This window comes from Nonomuraea muscovyensis (assembly GCF_014207745.1).
Classification (GTDB): domain Bacteria; phylum Actinomycetota; class Actinomycetes; order Streptosporangiales; family Streptosporangiaceae; genus Nonomuraea; species Nonomuraea muscovyensis.
Genome location: NZ_JACHJB010000001.1, coordinates 900,993 through 919,428, shown reverse-complemented (window position 1 = coordinate 919,428; position 18,436 = coordinate 900,993). Strand labels below are relative to the sequence as shown.

The following is an 18,436-nucleotide window of genomic DNA, read 5'->3' as shown; positions in this document are numbered from 1 at the left end:
ACTGGTAGGAGCACCTAGTCGGTCGGGGTCAAGGTGGTGAACAAGGTGTCGAGGGCGGCCGGGTAGGCGTGTTCTGACGAGGCGGCGAAGCCGATCAGCAGGCCCTGAGGGCGGCCGGCAGGGTCGTGGTGGAGTTCGGTGAGACCGCGTAGGGCGAGGCCGTGGCGAGCGCAACGGGTCAGGAGTTGCTGTTCTGCGGGGCCGTCAGGGGGGAGGGTGATGAGCGTGTGCAGGCCGGCGGGGACTCCGTGGGGGGTGAGACCGGGGATGGCGGCCACGCGGTCAAGGAGGAGTTCGCGACGGCGGCGGTAGCGCAGGCGGGCGGCACGGGTGTGGCGGTCGTATGCGTGGGTGGTGATCAGGTCGGCGAGGATGAGCTGGCCCAGGGTCTCGGTGTACAGGTCTGCTTCCTGTTTGGCCCGCACCACCGGTGGCACCAAGTGGGGCGGTAGGACCATCCAGGCCAGGCGGAGGGCAGGGCCGAGGGTCTTGGACGCGGTGCCACAGTAGACGACCTGGTCGGGAGCGAGGCCCTGGAGAGCGCCGACCGGTTGGCGGTCGTACCGGTACTCGCCGTCGTAGTCGTCCTCGACGATCACGCCGCCCGTGGAGCGCGCCCATGCGCACAGGGTCTGACGGCGACTCGGATGCAGCGGAACGCCGGTCGGGTACTGATGTGAGGGGGTCAGGAACACGGCTCCCACCTCCTGCGTCAGGGCCTGCACGCGGGCGCCGTGGAGATCAACGGGCAGGGCGAGGGTGGTGAACCCGGCGCGTTGGATGACGTCGCGAAAGACGTTGTGGCCCGGGTCCTCAACGGCTGCGGTGCCGGTGCCGCCTGCGGTCAACGCGCCGCAGAGCAGGCCCAGACCCTGGTAGTAGCCGGAGGTGATCACGATTCGGTCCGGGGTCGTGATCACGCCGCGGGTGCGGCCCAGGTAGTCGGCGAGCGCGTTGCGCAGCTCGATCCGGCCCTGCGGATCTCCGGCGCCGAAGACCTCGGGGCGGGCGTGGGTGAGGACCCGGCGGGTGGAGGCGAGCCAGGCTCGGGTGGGGAAGGCGCTGACGTCGGGAAGCCCGGGGCGAAGGTCGTGGCGAGGAATCGTCGGCGCGGCATGGGGCGTGCGGGGACGGGGTCGCATGGCGGTACCTCGACCACGGTGGTGCCCGACCCCGGCCGCGTGGTCAGATAGCCCTCCTCGACAAGCTGGCCGTAGGCGGCGCTGACCGTGCCGCGCGAGAGTCCGAGTTCCTGGGCCAGCCCACGGGTCGACGGCAGGAGCGTCCCCGCGGCCAGCCGCCCCTGGCGAATCGCCGCCCGCAGCGCGGATTCCAGGCCGGAGCGCCGTCCGCCTGTGGCATCAAGCGCGATATGCAGGTCAAGCCGGGAACTGGACCAAGAATTCACCATAGAACTGGATCTTAATGTTGGTCCGGTAACCCTCTACGGTCGAGACCGAGGCCTGACCGCAGCGGCCGGGGACTGGCTCAGCGACGCCGAGCGCGCCGGCCGCGCCCACCAGGACTACTCGGCCGTCCTCGCCCACATCCCGCACACCGCGACGAAGGGACCCCAGCGATGATCGTGATCGCCCACCTCAGCGACACCCACCTCGACGGCGCCCAGCGCAGTGCCCAGCGCACCCGGACCGTCATGCACTACCTCGAAGAACTCCCGTACGACCTGGACGCGATCCTGGTCACCGGAGACATCACCGACCACGCCCTGCCCGAGGAGTACGAGCAGGCTCGACGCCTGCTGACGTCCCGGCACCCGGTCATGGTCTGCCCCGGCAACCACGACGAGCGCGCCGCATTTCGGCAGTACCTGCTGAAGCAGCCGGGATCGGCGGCACCGATCAACCAGGTGCACCACGCTGCCGGAGTCGTCATCGCATTGTGCGACTCCTCGGTTCCGGGCAAGGACGAGGGCTTCCTCGAGGACCAGACGCTGGCGTGGCTGGAGGACATCCTGGCCCAGGCCCCGGACGACGTGCCCGTACTGGTCGGCTTCCACCACCCGCCGGCCCCGCTGCACGTCCCCTTCATCGACGGCATCCGTCAGTTCGGAGCAGAGCGGCTCTCCGCGCTCGCGGACCGCCACCCCAACCTCACGGCCTTCCTGGCCGGCCACGCGCACACAGCGGCGGCGACCACCTTCGCCGGACGCCCGCTGCTGGTGGCGCCGGGGGTGGTCTCCACGCTCCGGCTCCCCTGGGAGCGCCACGCCCACCCCGAGGACTACGTCCATCTCGACCAGCCGCCCGCGCTCGCCTTCCACGTCCTGGACGACGAGGGACGGCTGACCACCCATTACCGCTGCGTCAACGACTGATCACGTGAAACCCTGCAGACCTCGCTGTACGTAAAGATCGACGACGAGGTCGCAGGAGCCGGTACGCCAAGTGCATCGACCGACAGCGAGGTCGTCAACGGCCGGATCTTGGAAGCCCTGTCGCAGCGATTGCGCGGAACGCAACGGACCCCGGACGCCATCCGGGGTCCTTTCTCTATGCGACCTGGGGAAACGCCCCAAGATTCATTCCGCGAATGTTCCGCGACCGGTGGCATACGGCGCTCTCCGCTGCTTCCGGCTGCCTGTCCGCGTAACCCGCGATCCGCGAAAACCCTGCTCAAACCAGCGTGGTTCAGTAGCGGGGGCGGTCACCGAAGCGGCCGCCTCTCGCGCGTTGGTTCTCTCCCAATTCCGGCGTTACATCGTGTCGCAGGGAAGGCCCCAGCTCGAATAGCCGCCACCGGGCTCATGGTGCCAGAGTTCGGCACAGATGTTGGTGCCCGCAGGCACCGGCCAAGGGTTGTTGAACGTCAGTGCGACGCCGCCGTAGGTGTAGGTGCCGCTGTTGGTGTCGCGCCCAGGGCTCCAGACGTGGATGTGGTAGGAACCGTTGGGGCCGCAGCGGCTCTGGTGCTGGAGTTTGATCCTGCCATCCTGGGCCCAGAGCCCGAGGCACCTGCTGATCCCGGCCACCTTCTTGAGATCGGTGACTTTGGCTGAAGCGGGTGATATTGCCACCGTCGCGGTGACCGTGAGAGCGGTCGCCATCGTCAGGAAGGCACCCAGAAGGCGGGCCTTCCTGAACTTTCCTGCTGTTTCCATGAGAGTTTCTCCTTTGCTCATGGGGATTCCGTGACGTTGCTGCCTACTTCTGATGACGGAGTTGTGCGGTCGATTCACGTGTCCGTCCCCAAGTGACGCGATCGGAGGCTTCGGCCTCCCTGACCCCGCCAAGGCAAAATGATGCCCGCGGCGGGCTGGGGCTGTCGTTGCAGCTGCGTGCACGGATGTTTAGTCTGCGTGCACTATCTCGTGCACTGCTGGCGGAACTCGCGTGGCGAAAGCCCGTAGGCGCGGCGGAACGCCTGGCTGAAATGCGCCGGGCTGGTGAACCCCCACCGGGCCGCGATCGCGTTAATCGGGTAGCCGGCCAGATGCGGCTCGGCGAGATCGCGCCGGCACTGCTTCAAGCGGCGCTCGCGGATCCAGCCGGCCACGGTGTGTCCTTCGGCGTGGAACAGCTTGTTCAGATACCGCAGGGAGATATGGTGTGCCGCGGCAATCGCGGCCGGGGTCAGGTTTGCATCGCCCAGGTTCGCTTGGACGAAGGCGTGGATCTGGGCGAGCAACGCGCGTTGTCGGCTGCTCGGCGGTACCGCGCTCCGGGCGTCCAGTGCGCCGGCCAGCGCGGCGGTCAGGACGTCGAGGGTCAGGGGGGAGACCCGCGTCGCCTCGGCCGGGCTGAACTCCTCCAGATGCCGGGCCAGTTGGAGCAGGAACTGCGAGGCCAGCGCAGCCATGCCCCGGGCACCCCGGATCGGCACCGAGTTGAGCTCCCGCAGGCCCCGCTCGGGCAGTGGCAGCAAGGAGCGCGGGAACTGCAGCGACAGCACCTGCCCGTCCGCGGGGCCCCTCGACTCGAAGGTGGTCAGATAGGGCTGCGAACTGTTGCGAAGCATCAGATCCCCGACACGCAGATCCGCCTGCCGGCCGGCTTGTTCTCCGATGGCGTGACCCCGGACGGTGCAGGTCACGAAGAAGGTTTCGGGGTCGGAGCGGCGGATCAGGTGGGGCGTACGCCGGATCGTCAGCGACGGCGCGGTCAGCAAGGTCGCCTGCACGAGGCCGAGGCCGCTGAGAGCGACGTGAGCTTGAAACGCGCTTTCCAGGCGTGGTTCGCAGTGCGCATCCAGCGGCATCCACATCTTCGAGCTCATCTCGCGCCAGAAGGCGAACCGCTCTTGCGTCGGGACCTCGGCGAAGCTGACCACGTCCATGGCTTCTCCACATCGAAGTATCGCTCCGGGGCCGCCCCAGCATCACCCGATCAAGTTCTCGCACGCAACCCGCACGGGCCCGATGCTCGTCAACGCATGACCAGTTTCGCGGCGGACCGACGTCGCCGGGATCTTCCCGCACCGGGACGCGATCATCCGCCTGGTCGGGGCGGTGCTGGCCAAGCAGCACGACGAGTGGACCGAGGGCCGCCGTAATCTCGGGCTGGAGGTGCTGGCCGAGTGCCGTAAAGCCGCCGAGAAAACGGAACCAGAAGACAGCAATGACGTTAATGTGACAGTTGATACTATTGCTGCTTAAATAGGTATCAGTTCGCAGAGTGGCTTATTCTCATATACCACGATCTTGGGCGCGGCCCTGCCCGCGATCATCGTGCCGGGAGATGGTGATGGATGCCGGGCTGTGTCGCGTATACGCGAGCATCCACCGAGCAACCGTGCGTTCTTGACCGTCGCCATTATGTGCCATTTGCTTCCCCGTCCTCGGGACAGAGTTTCATGCATATTTGCTACCTCTGTCCATTTTGGCGGGGGTACCTGAGCCGAGCACCATCTCCGCCGAGATCACCCGCCTGGACATCCGTCGAAATGATCGGCTTGGCGGCATCCTCGGGGAGTACGAGCCTGCAGCTTGACCTGGACGGATGAATAGTCGGCATCCGCAGTGTTCGCGAGTATGTACGACCTGGTCCGGAGCCCCCGAACAGGAGATCGCTTCCCCGCCGGTCGAAGATCGCTTCCCGGATTGTGATCTTGCATAATTGCGGTAAAGGCTCGACCTGGCCCTCGACGTGGTCGAACTGGTGTCGCTTACTACGGCGGTGGCCCGCGCCGGGAGCCCGGCGCGGGCGGACGGCTTCCTCGACCTCCTGCTGGGAGCGCTTATCCGGCGTTGATCAGGATGGCGTTGCCCAGGGAACGCTGGCCCGTGGCGTCGGAGGGGCGGTTGACGATGCCGCCCTCCGCGGTCGCCAGGACGCTGGAGCCGCCGCCGTCGAGGTTCATCGCCTCCACGGCCCCGAGCCGCTTCATCAGTTCGGCCGTCTGCGCGATACCGAGGCCCTCGCTGTAGCCGGCCTGCCTACCGTCCACGACCACGAGCATCAACCGGCCCTGCTCGTCCACGCCGATCATGGAGCGCGGGTTGGCGCGCAGGGTCCAGTTGTAGGTGAAGGTCTGGTCGCCGCCCTGCCTGATCAGGCCGTCGGCCTCGGCGTTGACCGAGATCTCCCCGTCACGGACGAGCGTGGGCCCGACCTGCAGGATCGTCGTGTCGGGCGTGAGCGGCACCCGGTGGCCCCTGCTGTCCTCGACCCGCTCGGAAACGCGCAGCCTGCTCCCCGGCCTAGCGTTGGCGAACAGCCACTCGGCGCTGTCGCCGATCGCCTGCACGGTCCACCCCCCAGCAGGTACGGCGGAGCCACGGCTACGGTTGACCGCGACGACGAACCCCCGAGCGTCCACGACAGCCTCCGCGCCCTCGCCCGACGGCGGCTGACCCCACTCGGGCGTGAAGCGCACGAGTTCGCTGTCGTCGGTGCACTTCAGGTCATGCTGCGGCTTCTCGGTGGGCAGGTCGCCTCCGACGCCACCGCAGTTCCAGATCTCGCCGGGCAGCCGGTTGACCCCGTCGATCTCGACCGACTCCGCGCCCCCGTGGAGGGTGACGTGGGCGGTGTAGGCGTCGACGTCCACGCGCCTGCCGCCATTCGTGATCTTGATGCCACCGCGTCCCTGGGTGGCGTTGCCGAGGAGCCTGCCGTCCTTGACGTACAGGCCGCCGGGACCACGGTTGAAGAACCACTGGGCGTTGATCCCCGCTACGGCCCCGCTGGAGGCGATCTGGTCGGTGAGGATCTCCGGGTCGTAGAGCGTCGGCCCGAAGCCGGTGGCGACGGTGCCGCGGAAGTCGCGGAAGTCGACGCGGAGCACGTGCACCTTCTGCGGCGCGTTCTCGTCGGTGCCGTCCTGCGCGGTGTAACGGGTGCCTCCCGCGAAGCCCGCCGCCCTGACCTTGGCGAGGGCCGTGGCGGCCTCGTCGCCGGTGGCGTAGCGGCCGAGCCGTACGGTCCAGCCGAGCGGCCCGGCCGGGCGGTCGGCGAAGGCCGGGGCGTCGACCCGCTCCAGGCGGGGCTCGAAGCCCTTCTCGGTCAGTGCGGCGACGACCCGGTTGGCGATCTCCTTCGACCCGATCGCCGTGCCCGCCGTCTTCAACGGGCCGTCGAGGAGGGCGGGCAGGTAGACGTGGACGGTCCAGAAGTCGTCGGCGTCCTGGGCTCCCGGCGAGAGCGTGGTGAGGGTGACGCCCGGCGGGAGCTGTGGCGTGCTCGCCACTGCCGCCGAGGCGGGAAGCGCCAGGGCCAGGGCCGCGACCAGGGATGTTAAGGCGGTGCGGTGCATGTGAGTCCTTTGGTGAGGAGCAGCTTGACGGCGTTCTGAGCGCCTCCTATTCTGCTGATGCATTTAATAAATGACTCTCACAAAAAGCAAGCCTCCTCCGCCTGGGAGAACCCCCTCATGAAGAATCTGCTTCGGCTGGCCGTGGCCGCGCTCACCGCCCTCCCCCTGGCCGCCTGCGCCTCCGAGAGCGAAGGTCCCGCCGCGCTCACCTGGTGGCAGGGACCCAACGCCGACACGCCCACCCAGGCCGCCGTGGCCGCCTGCAACCGCGAGGGCAAGTACACGATCAAGGTCGAGACTCTCCCCGAAGGCTCCGACAAGCAGCGCGAGCAACTCGTCCGCCGTCTGTCGGCGAAGGACCGCGCGGTCAACCTCATCACCCTTGACGTCGTCTGGACGGCGGAGTTCGCCGAGGCGGGCTGGATCCTGCCGCTGCCCGAGACCACGACGAGGACCGTCTCCGAGGGCACGCTCGGCGGAGCCATGAAGTCGGCGACGTGGAAGGGCAAGGTCTACGCCGCGCCGCTGCTGTCCGGCTCGCAGCTGCTGTGGTACCGCAAGTCGCGCGCCCAGCAGGCGGGCATCGACCCAGCCAAGGGCGAGCTGACCTGGGAGCAGCTCCTCACCGCCGCGGGAAGCCTGCCCGACGGCGAGCGCGGCGTCGCTACACCGGGCAACCGCTACGAGGGCTACACCGTCTTCATCAACGCCCTCGTCGCCTCCGCCGGCGGCCAGATCGTCGACCCCGACGGCAACCCCGGACTCGACACCGACGCGGGCAGGGCCGCCGCCACGGTCATCTCGTCGCTGGCCTCCGGCCCCTCGGCGCTGAAGGGGATGAGCACACTCGACGAGGAGACCATGCGCGCCGCCTTCGAGAACGGCGAGGCATCCTTCATGACGAACTGGGGCTACGCCGCCGCGGCCGATCGCGCCCAGAAGGAGCCCGAGTTCAAGAAGGTCTTTGAAGACTACGGCTGGGCACGCTACCCCAGGGTCGTCCAGGGCTCGCCCAGCGCGCCGCCGCTCGGCGGCTCCAACGTCGCCGTCGGCGTGGGCACGCCGGAGGACCAGCGCGAGAGCGCCTTCGCCGCGCTCGCCTGCCTGACCTCGACGCAGTCGCAGAAGACTTTCATGCTCCAGTCGGGCATCCCCGCCGCCCGCTCCTCGGTCTACGACGACCCCGAGGTGCGGGCGAAGTTCCCCTTCGCCGACGTCATGCGCGACTCGATCGCCGAGGCGGCCCCGCGTCCGATGGCGCGCAAGTACAACGCGCTGTCCACCGCCATCCAGACGGCCTTCCACCCACCCGCCTCCGTCACCGCCGAGACCTCATCGAAGGCCAACGCCGCCGTCAGCGAGGCCGTCAAGCAGTGAGCCAGATTCCTCAAGCACGTGAGCAGCGGCTCGGGTGGCTCATGGCCGCCCCTGCCCTGCTGCTCATGGTCGCGGTCACGGTCGTACCTGTCCTGCGTACGGCGGCGCTTTCCCTGGAGAGCTACTCACTGAGCGCGCCGAGTGAGCGAGCCTTCGCCGGGCTGGACAACTACGGTCGCATACTCACCAGCGAGACCTGGTGGCAGGACCTCGCCGCGACCGTCGTTCTGACGGTGACCAGCGTGGGCTTGGAGTTCGTGCTGGGTTTCGCGCTCGCGATGGCCATGCACAAGGTGCTGTGGGGGCGGCAGCTCCTGCGGACCGTAGTGCTCGTGCCGTACGCGGTGCTGACGGTCGTCTCGGCGTTCGCCTTCCGCTTCGCCTTCCAGCCGTCGGTCGGCTTCGTCGGCGGCGACTTCAACTGGCTCGGCGAGACCTGGTCGGCCTACTCGGTAATCGTGCTGACCGAAGTATGGAAGACGACGCCGTTCATGGCGCTGATGCTGCTCGCCGGGCTGGTGACCGTGCCGGGCGAGGTGTACGAGGCGGCCAAGGTGGACGGGGCCGGGGCGTGGCAGCGGTTCTGGCGGGTGACCGGCCCGTGTGTGCGGCCCGCGATCGTGGTCGCGCTGCTGTTCCGCACCCTCGACGCCTTTCGCGTCTTCGACACCGTCTACATCCAGACGCAGGGCGCGGTCGGCACGGAGACGCTGTCGTTCCTGAGCTACCGCTTCCTCATCAGGGACCTGGAGGTCGGTCTCGGCTCGGCTGTTTCGGTGCTGCTGTTCGTCTGCGTCGCGATGATCGCGGTCGGGTTCGTCCGAGCGTTCAGGGGTGAGTCATGAAGCGCAGGATCGCCGACCTGCTGGTCACCGCGACGGTCGCCGTCTGGACGCTCGCCCCGATCGTGTGGGTCGTCAGCCTGTCGCTCAAACCGGCCTCCCTGCAGAACGACGGCCGTTTCCTGCCCGCCTCGCCCACGCTGGAGAACTACACGGGGTTGTTCACCAACCCGATGTTCACCACCGCGCTGCGCAACTCCGTGGGCATCTCACTGATCGCCACGACCGTCTCGGTGATCGTCGCGGTGTTCGCCGCGTACGCGATCGCGAGGCTGCGCTTCCGCGGCAACGGCGCGGTGCTAGGGCTCGCGCTCGGTCTGACCATGTTTCCCGCGATCGCCCTGGTGGGGCCGCTGTTCACACTGTGGACCGACCTTGGGCTCTTCGACACCTGGCTCGGGCTGATCATTCCTTACGTGTCGTTCTCGCTGCCGCTGGCGATCTGGCTGATGACCGCCTTCTTCCGCACGATTCCCTGGGATCTGGAGGAATCCGCCCAGATGGACGGGGCCACCAGGCTCCAGGCGCTGCTCCGGGTGATCATCCCGGTTGCCGCGCCCGGCGTGGTCACGACGTTCCTGCTGACCTTCCTGGCGTGCTGGGGCGAGTTCCTGTTCGCGATCTCGCTCACCTCGACCGACCAGTCGCGTACGGTCCCCGCCGCTCTGGCCTTCTTCACCGGGGAGTCGGAGTTCCAGCAACCCTACGGCGCCATCGCGGCGGCGGCCTTGATGGTGACCGTTCCCGTGGTCATCCTGGTCCTTCTCTCCCAGCGCCGCATCGTCGCAGGGCTCACCTCCGGCGCGGTGAAGGGATGACCGGGATGATCCACCACGATCCAACGACCACGAGGGTGTTGCCATGACCTCTGCAGCGACCGCTCCTCTGCTCCGCCGGCTCAACGCGGAGACCGTGCTGAACGTGCTGCGGGACGTCGAGGCGATCAGGCACACCGAGCTCGCCGACGCCGCCGGGCTCTCCAGGCCGACCGTCGACGCCGTGATCGAGGACCTTCGGCGCATCGGCCTCATCGCCGAGGTCGAGGACGACACGCCCGGTCGCCGTGGCAGGCCCGCCCGGCTGGTGCGCTTCAGGGCCGAGCGCGGGCATGTCGTCGGCATCGACATCGGCGTGCACAAATGCATGGTGTCCGTGGCCGACCTGCGCGGTGTCGTACTGACGACCCAGGTGAGGTCGCTCGGGCAGGAGCTCGGCCGCAAGGAGCGGCTCGATGGGGTGCGCAAGGCCGTGCGTGAGGCGCTGAAGCAGGCGCGGGTCGAAAGATCGGCCGTGCTCGCGGCCTGCGCGGCCACGCCTGGCATCGTCGATCCACGCACCGGGGTGGTGCTCACCTGCGACGTCCTGCCCGACTGGAAGGGGCTGAACCTGCGGGCCGAACTCGGCCGCTCCTTCGGCGCGCCCGTCCTCTCCGACAACGACGCCAACCTCGCCGTCGTCGGAGAGCGCTGGCGCGGCGTGGCCTCGACCAGCGAGGACGTCATCTACGTGCTCGCAGGTGAACGGCTCGGCGCCGGGATCGTCTCCGGCGGCCAGGTCTTCCGCGGCCACGACGGGGGCGCGGGCGAAATGGCCTTCCTCAGCCTGCTCGAACACACGCCGGGCGCCGAGGGCATAGGCGCGCTCGCCAGCCATATCGGCAAAGAGGTCGTCGCCAGGCTGCGCGAGCACACCAGCTCGCTGACCGGCGACGCCGCGCTGCTGCTCGCTGCCGCCCGCGACGGTGACACCGAGGCCCAGCAGGTGCTGGAGGAGATCCTCGCCCGCATCGCCAGAGCGATCGGCACGATGGCCCTGCTCCTGAACCCCGAACTGATCGTCATTGGAGGCGGCGTCGCGGCCGCGGGTGAGCAGATCGCTGAGCCGATCAGGCGCAGGCTGCCGCAGATGACCTCCCTGCCGCCGCGCCTGGAGGTGTCGGCCCTGGGAGACAAGGCCGTCACCGTCGGCGCGCTCAGAACCGCGCTCGACTCCGTCGAGAGTTCCCTGCTGGACAACCTGAATGCCTGAACGGAGCAGTATGACCCCGGTGTCGCTGGCCATCGTCGGAGCCGGAGACCGCGGCAGCGGATACGCCCGCTGGGCGCTCGCACACCCTCACCTGGCGCGAATCGCGGCCGTCGCCGACCCGGTCGCGGAGCGGGCACGTCACCTGGCCGACGCGGGCGGCGCCCGGATCTTCGCCGGCTGGCGCGACCTCGCCGCCGAAGGCAGGATCGCCGACGCCGTCGTCATCGCCACCCAGGACGGCGACCACGCCGAGCCCGCCAGGACCTTCGCAGAACTCGGCTACCACATCCTGATTGAGAAGCCGCTCGCGCCGACAGAAGCCGAGTGCCGCGAGATCGTCGCGGCGGCCGAGCGCGCGGGCGTGATTTTCGCTGTCTGCCACGTGCTGCGCTACGCGCCCTACACCGACACGGTCAGATCCGTCGTGCGCTCCGGGCAGATCGGCGAGATCGTCTCCGTCCAGCATCTCGAACCCGTGGGCTTCTGGCACCAGGCGCACTCCTACGTGCGCGGCAACTGGCGCCGCACCGACCAGTCCACGTTCATGCTGCTCGCCAAGTCCTCCCACGACCTCGACTGGCTGCAGTACGTCGTCGGCAGGCCGATCGCACGGGTCTCCAGCTTCGGCGGGCTCAAGCACTTCACGCGCGACAACCGGCCGCCAGGATCGGCGTTGAGGTGCCTCGACTGCGCCGTCGAACCGACATGCCCCTACTCAGCGCCCAGACTGTACGGCGGGCGCCTGCGCGAAGGGCAGCATGGCTGGCCGCTGAGCGTCGTCACCAGGGAGTTCACCGAGGAAGCCCTCACCAGCGCACTGCGGCACGGGCCGTACGGCAGGTGCGTCTACGACTGCGACAACGACGTCGTCGACCACCAGGTCGTGGCTATGGAGTTCGACGGCGGCGCGAGCGGCGTCTTCACCATGACCGCCTTCAACGCCGGTGGACACCGCCGTACGAGGATCTTCGGCACCCACGGCGAACTGGAGTGCGACGGCGAGCACGTGCGCGTCCACGACTTCCGCACGGGCGACGTCTCCACCATCACGGTCGCCGCGACGGGCGACCCCACAGCCGGAGGTGGCCACGCCGGTGGCGACGAACGGCTCATGGAGGCGTTCGTGCGCGCGGTGGCGACCGGCGAGCGCGACCTGATCCGATCGGGTCCCGCCGAGTCACTCGCCTCCCACCTGGCGGTCTTCGCCGCCGAGCGGGCGAGGCTCACCCAGCAGGTCATCTCCCTCATGGAAGGAGCTCGCTGATGCGGGCAGCTTTTCGCACGTTCGTGACCGCTCTGCTGTTCTTAGGTCTGGTCCTGCCGATAGGACCCGCCCAAGCCGACATGCCGGACGCCGCCAACTGGCCCCGGCCGCGCTTCATCACCTACAACATCTGCGGCGCGGCGAAGCAGTGCCCGCCCGTGGACCGTAAGGCCTTTCAAGCGGCGATGGTGTCGGCCATCGACCACTGGGATGCCGACCTCGTGTTCCTCCAGGAGGTGTGTTACGGGCAGTGGACGCTTTTGCGTGACCACCTGAACACCCGCACCGACGGCCCGCGCTACGACAGCGTCTGGGGAGCGACCCGCACCTCGTCCGGCTGCCTCGACTGGGGCTCCGACCAGCGCTTCGGCCTGGCCACCTTCGCGAAGGGCACCTTCGAAGAGGGCACCAGGACGGTCGTCCCCCTCCCCGAGGACGAGAGCGACGGCGCGATCGAGAACCGCATCCTGCTGTGCGGCCGCGTGCCCGTCACTGGCCGCCCCGTCCGCGCCTGCAACACCCACATCGCCCCAGAAACCGGTCAGGGCGGCCCCCAGGTGGACAAGGTCGCCGAGGTCACCAGGTCATACGCCGCCGAGGGCGACCCGGTCGTGCTGGGCGGCGACTTCAACCTTGCGCCCACCGACTCCATCCTCAACGCACTCTACGACCACAACGGCGGCAAGGGGGTGTTCCAGGAGGTGGACGAGAACGACACGGCGTTCTTCGGCCCCACCTGCGACCAGAGCGCCGACCGATGCAGGAGCGGAGAGCCCACGGCCGTGCCGACGTGCGCGACCGACCTGGAGACACCCGTGAAGATCGACTACATCTTCCTGAGCTACTACTGGTTCACCAACGTACGCGGCGACGCGGCGGCCTGCGCCGACACCGTCTCCGACCACCGCCTTCTGCGAGGCGCCGCCGCCTGGGAGCACTGACCCGGCGTCACGACGTCAACGGCCACACCTCCACCACCCTCTGCGCAACCGCGCAGGAGGCACCCGTGGCCAGCTCGACGGCCTCTTCCCCCCGTGTCCGCCTCGATGATCGCGAACCCGGCGACCGGCGGGGCGGAGGCCAGGTGCAGCGCGCCGACGTGGCCATCATGTCGCCCTACCAGGAGGACAACGTCCGCCGCTTCGGCGACTACATCTACGAGCTGAACGTGCCACTGGAGATATGGAGGTCCACCTCGATCTGGGCGCGGCAGCGTGACCTTCTGTCGACCTACCGAGGGCTCTTGACCGGCAAAGGGGCGGCACCCGGGCAGGCCGTCTGGCTGGGTGCCACCCGATCGTGCGCGAGGATCACGCCTTGTCGAAGAAGGCGTACAGGTGGCGGATGCGGCGGTGGTGGAAGACGGCGACGTCCCGCAGGTCGCTAGTGTCATCCGCCTGGAAATCGCCAGGTAAGTCCGTATGGTGCTGGTTGTGGCGCATCCAGATCCGTCTGCGGTGGAGATCCGGTTATCGGAGCGTGAACGGGCTCGGCTGATCGGCATGTCGGCGGAGTCGTCGAGGGTGGCGGTCCGGGCGAGGATCGTGCTGGCGTGTGCAGGGCCGGGGATCAGCACTGCGCAGGTGGCACGGGATCTTGGCCTTGCCGAGAGCACGGTGCGCAAGTGGCGTGCGGCTTTTGCCCGGGGCGGGTTGGAGGCGCTGGCCGACGACGCGCGCACCGGCCGGCCCAAGGCGGAGTTGACGGTGTCGGAGGCCGAGCGGGCGGTGTTGCAGCGGTGGGCGCGGCGGGCCAAGTCCGCTCAGGTCCTGGCGATGTGCGCGAAGATCGTGCTGGGATGCGCGGAGGGCAAGGACAACAAGCAGATCGCCGAGCAGTTGCGGGTGCGACCCGACACGGTGTCCAAATGGCGTCATCGGTTCCTGCGCCTGCGGCTGGACGGGCTGATCGATGAGCCGCGCCCGGGCCGCCCGCCGTCGATCAGCCTGGACCAGGTCGAGCGGGTGGTGGTGGCCACGCTGGGGGAGACACCGGCCGGTGCCCCGCACTGGACCCGCGCCTCGATGGCGCGGCGTAGCGGGCTGTCGGAGTCGACCATCGGCCGGATCCGGCGGGCCTTCGACCTCAAGCCGCACCGCACCGCAACGTTCAAGCTGTCGGCCGACCCGTTGTTCGTGGAGAAGGTCGTCGATGTGGTGGGCTGGTATCACGATCCGCCGGAACGCGCGGTGGTGCTGTGCGTGGATGAGAAGTCGCAGATCCAGGCGCTGGATCGGTCGCAGCCGGTGCTGCCGATGATGCCGGGCATGCCCGAGCGGCGCACCCACGACTACGTCCGCCACGGCATCACCGGCCTGTTCGCCGCCTTCAACGTCGCCGACGGGACCGTCATCGGTGAACTGCACCGCCAGTACCGCGCCGCTGAGTTCAAGAAATTCCTCGCCATCTTCGACAAGACCGTGCCGGCCGAGCTCGATGTCCACCTGATCTGCGACAACTACGGCACCCACAAGACCGCGGCGATCAAGGCGTGGCTGGCCCGGCATCCCCGCTTCCACATGCATTTCACCCCGACCGGCTCCTCCTGGATCAACCAGGTCGAGCGCTTGTTCGGCTACCTCACCGACCAACTGCGCGGGGTGCAACTCCCGATGCCGGGTCAGTCACGTGCTCGGCTCCGGGCCTGTTCGATCTCGTTGATGTGGTTCTCCGTCCACCGGCGGAGCGCCGTGATGGGCTCGGCCAGGCTGCGGCCAAGAGAAGTGAGGTCGTAGTCGACCCGGGGCGGGATGGTGGGGTGGACGGTGCGGGTGACGAATCCGTCGGCTTCGAGGCTGCGCAGGGTCTGGGTGAGCATCTTCTGCGAGACGCCCTCGATGCGGCGGCTCAGGTCGGTGTAGCGCATGGTGCCCTCGAGGAGGGCGTCCACGACGAGGACCGTCCACTTGCCTGCGATGTGGTCGAGCACCTGGCGGGTCGGGCACTTCGCCGAGAAGGCGTCGGCCGGCAGCCCGGAGGACTCCACAATGGTCTCCATGAAGGGAGAGTAACGCACAAATTAGTACCCTCTTCCATATGGAGAGTCACTCTCTCATAGTGAGTGACATGACGCCTCACACCATGTCTGTCGCCGAAGCCATCCGCACCCGCCGCACCGTCCGCCACTACCGCCCCGACCCGATCCCCGCAGCTACCCTCGACACACTCCTCGCTCTCGCCATCGAGGCGCCCACCAGTTGGAACCTCCAGGACCGGTCCATCGTCGCCGTCACCAGCGACGAAGGTCGTGAGGCTCTGGCCTGGGCCACCGGCGGCCAGCCCCAACCACAGGAAGCGCCGCTCATGCTGGTCTTCGTGGCCGAGCCACTGTCCTGGCGCGACGACCACAGCGACGTCTACGACCAGGCCCGCCGTAGTGGAGCGTGGAACGAGGAGTTCGTCACGATGTTCTCCGCAGCGTCGCAGGCGTTCCAGACGGATCTCGAGGAGCGTGGCCTGCTGCGGGAGTACGCGGTCAAGGACGCGATGATCGCGGCCAGTTACGTGATGCTCGCCGCCACGGAGATGGGGCTTGCCACCTCGCCGATGAACGGCTGGGACGAGACCAAGGTGAAGAAGACGATCGGCATCGGCGATCGCGACGATTTGGCCATCGCGCTGCTCATGTCCGTCGGCTATCCGGCAGAGGAACGACGCCATCCCGGTCGTCGGGCCCAGGAACGCAACGTGTTCCACGAGTCCTACGGATCGCCCGGGAATACCTGTACCTCTTCATAACTCGTCGGGTGGTACCTGATCTGCGGCTTTGACCTCCAGAGGCCTCGCGGGCAAGATGGCTGTCTGTGCCGGTTCGTCTGCTGTATCTGACCTTGATTCGAGTGTCTGGCTGGCTGGTGTTGGGGGATGATCAGGCGTCCAAGGACGTCGAGATCATGGTCCTCCGCCATGAGGTGGCAGTGCTGAAGCGTCAGGTCACCCGGCCGAGGCCGGACTGGGCCGATCGGGCCCTCCTGGCGGCTTTGGGCCGCTTCCTACCTGCGGTGCTGCGAGCTCATCGGCTGGTCACCCAGGCACCCTATTGGCTTGGCATCGCCGTTTGATCAAACGCTCGTGGACCTACCCCCGCCGCCCTGGCCGTCTCGGAACAAACAAAGAGGTCCGGGACTTGGTCCTCCGTCTGGCCCGCGAGAACCCGAGGTGGGGATATCGGCGGGTGCACGGCGAACTGGTCAGCCTCGGCCTGCAGGTCGGTGAAGCGACCGTGCGACCGGTCCTGCGTTCGCGCCGACACCGTCCGGCACCACGAAGCCACGACACCTCTTGGCGGACGTTTCTGCGGCTGCAAGCGAAAGGGCTGCTCGCCTGCGACTTTGCGCCTGCCGAAAACTTCATCCGTGCAGTCACGCCCGCGCCGAGCTGAGCGGGATGTTTCCGTATATCCCGGGCCAGCCTGGATACAACCGGCGGCTGCGGCAGGCGCCCGGCCTGGTGGCGCGCATGAACAGGATGCTGGCGGCCGACACCTCACTGTGGAGTGACGATGTCTGGGTTGCCGACTCCACCCCTGTGGAGTGCGGCCGCTCGCGCGATACCGCCCGGCGTTCCGAGCTTGCCGGATGGGCGCAGTACGACTACTGCGCCAGGCACTCACGGGTACTTCTGGGGGTTGTGGCTGCACCTGCTGTGCACTCCGGGCGGGCTGCAGGGCTCCGGCGTAGTGGAGTTTTGTCCCGTTTCTCGATCACGTGAGGTCGAGGACGGTGAGCGTGCGGGTGGCGTGGCGCGAGACGTGGCGGATGGCTTGGGTGATGTTGCCGGCGCCGGTCAGGCGTAGGGCTCCGATGGCGAGGTTTCGCAGGGTGGCCATGGCTCGGGGTGCGTTGCCGGTACGGACTCGGCTGTGGTCTTCGGCGTAGGTGACGTCGCGGACGTAATGCAGCTGGTTCTCGATGCTCCAGTGCCCGGATCCTAGGTGGCCAGGTCGGCGGGAGATGCTTGCCAGGCCGGCAGATCAGTGATCGCGTAGACGGTGACGGTCCGCCATCTGCCCGTGCTGCCGTCCCTGACCTGGCGTTTGATCTGCGTCGCCTGGACTGCGTGGGGGATGGCAGGCCGGTGGTGACGGTGACGACCTTGAGGGTGCGGCGCTCCTGTCGTCCGTGCCCGCGGTCACGTTCGCGGTGCTGGACGGGGATCTGTTTCCATGACAGCCGTTTGACCTGGGCGTACAGGCTGGGCTGATTCGTCTTGACGATGAGCACGTAGTGCGCCTGTTTCTGCTGGATGAGGAAGGCGGCATGCTCGCGCTGGGTGCGCAGGGCGTCGGACACCGACGTCCGCGCCTGCGCGGCTGCCAACCGCCACCCACCACCGCAGGGGAGATGGTCGTGACCCTCCTGCGGTGCGCGCCCCCGGTGGACGAGCGCGGCTGCCCACCCACCTGCGACGAACTGGAGGCGGCAGCGCGGATGGTGCACGTCGACGCGGTCACCGTCTACAACGCCATCCAGTGCTGCCTGCCCACCACGGCCGGCCCGCGCGGCAGACGGTTCGTGCTCGGCCAGCAACGGATTCTCGACCCGCAAGGCGGCTGCGTCGGCATCGAGCAGCGGGTCATCGTGGCGTTGCCCGGATGCGCGCCGTGCCCCAGAGACTCCTCGTGAGCATGCGCGTCACCGTTCGCATCGACGATCGGGCGCTCAAGCCGCTCGCCCTGGACTCGACCGCGGACATCGGCCGCCAGGTCCACGCACGGTTGCTGCGGACCGAGGCGCTGGCGGTAGGGTTCGCGCCGGTCGACACCGGCAACCCGCGCTTGCGGATCCACAATCGACGGGCCTCGGCGCGGCGAGTCGACGACCGGCTGGGACATCGTGGCGGTGGTGGCGTACGCGATGTGGATCCACAAGGGGGAGCGGGAGTATCGGCACGGCACCGGCCGCATCGTCAGAGCTCACGCGGGCCCGCGCCCGTTCCTGCTGTTGGCGCTGCGGCAAGCCTTCGGCTGACAGGGCCGCCCGGCTTCAACCATGGCGGCGACCGGCAGGCTAACCGGGCCCTGTACGTCATCGTGCTGTACCGCATGTCATGCAACCCATCCACTCGTGCCTACGCTGAGAGCAGTACCGCCGACGGGCTGTCCACGGACGTGTCGCGGCCGCCGCGCCCACTCGGCCAGGCCGAATAGCGCGACGCGAACGCGCTGGCCGGGCATAAGGCTCGACCTGCGCGTCACGAACAACACAACGGCCTG

At 68.3% G+C, this 18,436-nt stretch carries 18 protein-coding genes and 4 pseudogenes; 14 read left to right on the top strand and 8 right to left on the bottom strand.

Annotated elements, in window-relative coordinates:
- Positions 1 to 14: 14 nt before the first annotated feature.
- Positions 15 to 1,142 carry an aminotransferase-like domain-containing protein gene (locus FHU36_RS04365; protein ID WP_246501944.1) on the bottom strand — a complete coding sequence of 376 codons (1,128 nt, stop codon included), beginning with the start codon at positions 1,140 to 1,142 and terminating at the stop codon, positions 15 to 17.
- 74 nt (positions 1,143 to 1,216) lie between these two features.
- Positions 1,217 to 1,411: pseudogene (locus FHU36_RS44100) on the bottom strand (GntR family transcriptional regulator); the annotation flags it as partial.
- Positions 1,412 to 1,579: 168 nt separating this feature from the next.
- Here FHU36_RS44100 and FHU36_RS04360 point away from each other — a divergent pair.
- Positions 1,580 to 2,335, top strand: coding sequence for a metallophosphoesterase (locus FHU36_RS04360; RefSeq protein WP_185082497.1), 756 nt, complete (start codon positions 1,580 to 1,582; stop codon positions 2,333 to 2,335).
- Between the two features lie 378 nt (positions 2,336 to 2,713).
- On the opposite strand, the gene FHU36_RS04355 is transcribed toward FHU36_RS04360, so the two are convergent.
- Positions 2,714 to 3,118, bottom strand: coding sequence for a hypothetical protein (locus FHU36_RS04355; RefSeq protein WP_185082496.1), 405 nt, complete (start codon positions 3,116 to 3,118; stop codon positions 2,714 to 2,716).
- Positions 3,119 to 3,321: 203 nt separating this feature from the next.
- Complete coding sequence (locus FHU36_RS04350; RefSeq protein ID WP_185082495.1) at positions 3,322 to 4,293, bottom strand: helix-turn-helix domain-containing protein; 972 nt, start codon at positions 4,291 to 4,293, stop codon at positions 3,322 to 3,324.
- A gap of 103 nt (positions 4,294 to 4,396) precedes the next feature.
- Here FHU36_RS04350 and FHU36_RS04345 point away from each other — a divergent pair.
- Positions 4,397 to 4,612, top strand: a pseudogene (locus tag FHU36_RS04345) (transposase); the annotation flags it as partial.
- Positions 4,613 to 5,193: 581 nt separating this feature from the next.
- Here FHU36_RS04345 and FHU36_RS04340 read toward each other — a convergent pair.
- Positions 5,194 to 6,711 carry a phosphodiester glycosidase family protein gene (locus FHU36_RS04340; RefSeq protein WP_185082494.1) on the bottom strand — a complete coding sequence of 506 codons (1,518 nt, stop codon included), beginning with the start codon at positions 6,709 to 6,711 and terminating at the stop codon, positions 5,194 to 5,196.
- Positions 6,712 to 6,828: 117 nt separating this feature from the next.
- Between FHU36_RS04340 and FHU36_RS04335 the strand changes: the two genes are divergently transcribed.
- From FHU36_RS04335 to FHU36_RS04310, 6 genes are read left to right on the top strand one after another with little or no spacing between them, the layout of a single operon-like run.
- Entirely contained in the window at positions 6,829 to 8,088 is a 1,260-nt protein-coding gene (locus tag FHU36_RS04335; RefSeq protein ID WP_185082493.1) for an extracellular solute-binding protein, read from the top strand.
- A 41-nt stretch (positions 8,089 to 8,129) separates the two neighbouring features.
- Positions 8,130 to 8,933, top strand: a complete 804-nt coding sequence (locus FHU36_RS04330; protein ID WP_185082492.1) for a carbohydrate ABC transporter permease — start codon at positions 8,130 to 8,132, stop codon at positions 8,931 to 8,933.
- Complete coding sequence (locus FHU36_RS04325) at positions 8,930 to 9,748, top strand: carbohydrate ABC transporter permease (RefSeq protein ID WP_185082491.1); 819 nt, start codon at positions 8,930 to 8,932, stop codon at positions 9,746 to 9,748. The genes FHU36_RS04330 and FHU36_RS04325 overlap by 4 nt, the downstream gene beginning before the upstream one ends.
- Positions 9,749 to 9,791: 43 nt before the next feature.
- Positions 9,792 to 10,958: an ROK family transcriptional regulator gene (locus FHU36_RS04320; RefSeq protein WP_185082490.1), complete on the top strand. Its 1,167-nt coding sequence runs from the start codon at positions 9,792 to 9,794 to the stop codon at positions 10,956 to 10,958.
- A gap of 10 nt (positions 10,959 to 10,968) precedes the next feature.
- Positions 10,969 to 12,222: a Gfo/Idh/MocA family protein gene (locus FHU36_RS04315; RefSeq protein WP_185082489.1), complete on the top strand. Its 1,254-nt coding sequence runs from the start codon at positions 10,969 to 10,971 to the stop codon at positions 12,220 to 12,222.
- Positions 12,222 to 13,163 carry an endonuclease/exonuclease/phosphatase family protein gene (locus tag FHU36_RS04310; protein WP_185082488.1) on the top strand — a complete coding sequence of 314 codons (942 nt, stop codon included), beginning with the start codon at positions 12,222 to 12,224 and terminating at the stop codon, positions 13,161 to 13,163. Before FHU36_RS04315 ends, FHU36_RS04310 begins: the two co-directional genes overlap by 1 nt.
- Before the next feature lie 369 nt (positions 13,164 to 13,532).
- Here FHU36_RS04310 and FHU36_RS45455 read toward each other — a convergent pair whose 3' ends face one another.
- A complete protein-coding gene (locus FHU36_RS45455; protein WP_281394151.1) occupies positions 13,533 to 13,664 on the bottom strand; it encodes a hypothetical protein in 132 nt (43 codons plus the stop codon).
- Between FHU36_RS45455 and FHU36_RS04305 the strand changes: the two genes are divergently transcribed.
- A complete protein-coding gene (locus FHU36_RS04305; protein WP_312891430.1) occupies positions 13,644 to 14,957 on the top strand; it encodes an IS630 family transposase in 1,314 nt (437 codons plus the stop codon). The two genes, FHU36_RS45455 and FHU36_RS04305, sit on opposite strands and share 21 nt — an antisense overlap.
- On the opposite strand, the gene FHU36_RS04300 is transcribed toward FHU36_RS04305, so the two are convergent.
- Entirely contained in the window at positions 14,843 to 15,220 is a 378-nt protein-coding gene (locus FHU36_RS04300) for a winged helix-turn-helix transcriptional regulator (protein ID WP_185082486.1), read from the bottom strand. The genes FHU36_RS04305 and FHU36_RS04300 overlap by 115 nt on opposite strands.
- A gap of 68 nt (positions 15,221 to 15,288) precedes the next feature.
- Between FHU36_RS04300 and FHU36_RS04295 the strand changes: the two genes are divergently transcribed.
- The 3 genes and pseudogenes from FHU36_RS04295 to FHU36_RS47035 form a co-directional block, all read left to right on the top strand.
- Positions 15,289 to 15,960 (top strand): nitroreductase family protein, encoded by a 672-nt coding sequence (locus FHU36_RS04295; RefSeq protein ID WP_185082485.1) that lies wholly within the window; start codon positions 15,289 to 15,291, stop codon positions 15,958 to 15,960.
- Between the two features lie 65 nt (positions 15,961 to 16,025).
- A complete protein-coding gene (locus FHU36_RS04290; protein ID WP_185082484.1) occupies positions 16,026 to 16,283 on the top strand; it encodes a hypothetical protein in 258 nt (85 codons plus the stop codon).
- A 301-nt stretch (positions 16,284 to 16,584) separates the two neighbouring features.
- Positions 16,585 to 16,885: pseudogene (locus FHU36_RS47035) on the top strand (transposase family protein); the annotation flags it as partial.
- A gap of 126 nt (positions 16,886 to 17,011) precedes the next feature.
- On the opposite strand, the pseudogene FHU36_RS47030 reads toward FHU36_RS47035, so the two are convergent.
- A pseudogene (locus tag FHU36_RS47030) lies at positions 17,012 to 17,143 on the bottom strand (ISAs1 family transposase); the annotation flags it as partial.
- A 427-nt stretch (positions 17,144 to 17,570) separates the two neighbouring features.
- On the opposite strand from FHU36_RS47030, the gene FHU36_RS04285 reads away from it, so the two are divergent.
- Both FHU36_RS04285 and FHU36_RS04280 read left to right on the top strand, forming a co-directional pair.
- Positions 17,571 to 17,846, top strand: a complete 276-nt coding sequence (locus tag FHU36_RS04285) for a hypothetical protein (protein WP_185082483.1) — start codon at positions 17,571 to 17,573, stop codon at positions 17,844 to 17,846.
- A complete protein-coding gene (locus tag FHU36_RS04280; RefSeq protein WP_185082482.1) occupies positions 17,843 to 18,370 on the top strand; it encodes a hypothetical protein in 528 nt (175 codons plus the stop codon). Before FHU36_RS04285 ends, FHU36_RS04280 begins: the two co-directional genes overlap by 4 nt.
- Positions 18,371 to 18,436: the final 66 nt, after the last annotated feature.

Excerpts from the sequence above, each read along its gene's own strand:
- FHU36_RS04325 (WP_185082491.1), top strand. The coding sequence starts at position 8,930 with ATGAAGCGCAGGATCGCCGACCTGCTGGTCACCGCGACGGTCGCCGTC.
- FHU36_RS04310 (WP_185082488.1), top strand. The coding sequence starts at position 12,222 with ATGCGGGCAGCTTTTCGCACGTTCGTGACCGCTCTGCTGTTCTTAGGT.
- FHU36_RS04330 (WP_185082492.1), top strand. The coding sequence starts at position 8,130 with ATGGCCGCCCCTGCCCTGCTGCTCATGGTCGCGGTCACGGTCGTACCT.
- FHU36_RS04350 (WP_185082495.1), bottom strand. The coding sequence starts at position 4,293 with ATGGACGTGGTCAGCTTCGCCGAGGTCCCGACGCAAGAGCGGTTCGCC.
- FHU36_RS04355 (WP_185082496.1), bottom strand. The coding sequence starts at position 3,118 with ATGGAAACAGCAGGAAAGTTCAGGAAGGCCCGCCTTCTGGGTGCCTTC.
- FHU36_RS04360 (WP_185082497.1), top strand. The coding sequence starts at position 1,580 with ATGATCGTGATCGCCCACCTCAGCGACACCCACCTCGACGGCGCCCAG.
- FHU36_RS04335 (WP_185082493.1), top strand. The coding sequence starts at position 6,829 with ATGAAGAATCTGCTTCGGCTGGCCGTGGCCGCGCTCACCGCCCTCCCC.
- FHU36_RS04340 (WP_185082494.1), bottom strand. The coding sequence starts at position 6,711 with ATGCACCGCACCGCCTTAACATCCCTGGTCGCGGCCCTGGCCCTGGCG.
- FHU36_RS04315 (WP_185082489.1), top strand. The coding sequence starts at position 10,969 with ATGACCCCGGTGTCGCTGGCCATCGTCGGAGCCGGAGACCGCGGCAGC.
- FHU36_RS04320 (WP_185082490.1), top strand. The coding sequence starts at position 9,792 with ATGACCTCTGCAGCGACCGCTCCTCTGCTCCGCCGGCTCAACGCGGAG.
- FHU36_RS04305 (WP_312891430.1), top strand. The coding sequence starts at position 13,644 with ATGGTGCTGGTTGTGGCGCATCCAGATCCGTCTGCGGTGGAGATCCGG.
- FHU36_RS04295 (WP_185082485.1), top strand. The coding sequence starts at position 15,289 with ATGACGCCTCACACCATGTCTGTCGCCGAAGCCATCCGCACCCGCCGC.
- FHU36_RS45455 (WP_281394151.1), bottom strand. The coding sequence starts at position 13,664 with ATGCGCCACAACCAGCACCATACGGACTTACCTGGCGATTTCCAGGCG.
- FHU36_RS04300 (WP_185082486.1), bottom strand. The coding sequence starts at position 15,220 with ATGGAGACCATTGTGGAGTCCTCCGGGCTGCCGGCCGACGCCTTCTCG.
- FHU36_RS04365 (WP_246501944.1), bottom strand. The coding sequence starts at position 1,142 with ATGCGACCCCGTCCCCGCACGCCCCATGCCGCGCCGACGATTCCTCGC.